At 68.0% G+C, this 2100-nt stretch carries 1 protein-coding gene and 2 pseudogenes; all 3 read right to left on the reverse strand.

Going from position 1 to position 2100, the window contains the following annotated elements:
- Positions 1 to 341, reverse strand: a pseudogene (locus OO57_RS37665) (hypothetical protein); the annotation flags it as partial.
- A 1007-nt stretch (positions 342 to 1348) separates the two neighbouring features.
- On the reverse strand, positions 1349 to 1774 hold the full coding sequence (locus OO57_RS46590) for a tyrosine-type recombinase/integrase (protein WP_081974240.1): 426 nt from the start codon (positions 1772 to 1774) through the stop codon (positions 1349 to 1351).
- Positions 1775 to 1802: 28 nt separating this feature from the next.
- Positions 1803 to 2100: pseudogene (locus OO57_RS46595) on the reverse strand (hypothetical protein); the annotation flags it as partial.

The following is a 2100-nucleotide window of genomic DNA, read 5'->3' on the forward strand; positions in this document are numbered from 1 at the left end:
TTGGGCGGGACGGAGTGCTTGGCCGGGTTGTAGCGCAGCCGCCACGTCCGTACCGCGTGGTTCAGGGCGCCTCGCAGCATGGCCACCGCGTGGTGGACGATGGTGCTCCCGCGGCCGGCGGCGAGCTGCGCGCCAACCCAGGCGTCGATGTGCTTGGGTCGCAGGTCGAGGAGCACCATGCCGCCGAACGCGGGGACCAGGTCGCGCTCGATGCACGCCCGGTAGCCTGCCCAGGTGTTCGGTGCCAGCGCCGGCCGCTTCGCCTCCAGCCACTCGTACAGGAATACCCCGACGCGCAGCGTCCGGTCCTCGTACACGCCCCGGTACTCGGCATCCAGCACCCGCGCCATCTCCCGGGCCGCCTCCGCCCGGCTGGCGAACCCGCCGGATGGCGGGTAGGGCTGCTTGATCGCGCGGTATCGGTCCGCAAGGAGTCACCGCGCGACGAATGGCTGCGGACCGGGAGTACATGTTTGCTGGTCGGCTGTGGGTTGTTGGGCTCGTACACCCCGGAGCACGCATGGTGCGGTGGTGGCGGGTCTCGCACGGGTCTTCGGGGTGCGCCACGGCGAGCGTCGAGAATTCTCGTGGGCCTGTGGGGAATGGCTGGCCCTGGGATTTCCAACGGCCGTTCTATGGCTGCCCTTCGGCCGGTTCAGCCTAATTCTCATCGGCGGCCATCGACGTACTGCCGGGAGATTTCTGGATGGTCCGCGGGAACCACTGGATCTGTGGCCGGGGCGGCGCTACCCTAGAGACATGGACGCCGCCCGGACCCTTCGTCAAGCCCCTGAGCTGGGGACCAGCTGGGGACCACACGTCATGCGCGCCGTCGCACAAGGTGCGCGAAGCGCGCTCATCTGCACACGCACGACGTGCATGTGAGCGCAATTCAGGCAGGAATAGGGAAACCTTTCCTGCTGGGGGTCAAGGGGTCGCAGGTTCAAATCCTGTCGTCCCGACCAGCGTTTACGCAGGTCGGAGGCCGTTCCTATCGGAGTGATAGGGGCGGCCTTTTCCATTGGTGGTCGCAGTGTGGTCGTGAACGCTCGTTCACGTCATCTCGCTGAGGGCGTCTGTGCAGGCTGAGGGCCCTCTTCTCGGTCGTGGCGGGGTGTTTGTCCACTCGGTCGGGCATTCGGGTGTCATCGATCGAGGGCCGGTCGCCTCTTCGGTGCGGAAATGGGCCCGGTTTCGCGGGAAAATGGCATGCCGAAAGTACCTGCAGCGTCAGGTGTTTGACGGACCGCACGTTTATCGGGTGCAGCTGTGGGCGGGGTGGCCGGTTGTCCGGTCCTGCCGGTTGTGAACGGCTCGGCCTGCTGGGCCGGCCGTGGCGCTGTGGTGGTCAGGCCGCGTGGCTGAAGAGCGGGTTCGGCGGGGGTGTGCTGTTGGCGAGGGCGTCGGCGCCGTACTGGGCGCGGGCTTCGACGAGGCAGAGCCTGGCTTCGATGGTGTGGACTGCGGCCATGGCGACGTCCCAGGTGAGGTGGCTGTAGATGTTCGCGGTGGTGGAGAGGGTGGAGTGCCGCAGGGTCTTGGAGATGACGGTCATGGGGACGTTGCCTTCCAGGGCGAGGGTGGCGGCGAGGTGTCGCAGGTCGTGGATGGTGACGTGGGGGAGTCCGGCCTGCTCGCGTAGCTCGTGGAAGCGCCGGTCGGGTGGAGGGGCTTGCCGTGGGCGTCCTGGAAGACGTGGCTGTTGATGGTGGCGGTGCTCCGGTCCATGGCGTGTTGGAGGGCTGTGGCGACGCGCTCGGACAGGGGCACCCAGTTGCGGCTCTTCTTCGTCTTCGGTGCGGTCAGGACGAGTTCGTGGTTGTCGATCGCGGACTGAACATGACGCGGTCGTCGATGCGGACGCAGGGACGTTGAAGGCCGAGTGCCTCGCCCAGCCGTAGCCCGGTGCCGATGATGGTCTCGAAGAGGTCGGCGAAGGCGGGGTCGACGTTGCGGCAGTGGGTGAGGAAGTCGACGGCCTGCTCCGCGCTCCAGGGCACGCGCTCGTCGGCGCGGGGCCGGCGCATGGGCAGGGGCTGGGCCGCGTTGAAGGGGAGCCGGTGGGTGCGGACGGCGCTGCCCAGGGCGCTGGAGAGCGTG

It is taken from the genome of Kitasatospora phosalacinea (assembly GCF_000717185.1).
Taxonomy (GTDB): Bacteria; Actinomycetota; Actinomycetes; order Streptomycetales; family Streptomycetaceae; genus Kitasatospora; species Kitasatospora phosalacinea_A.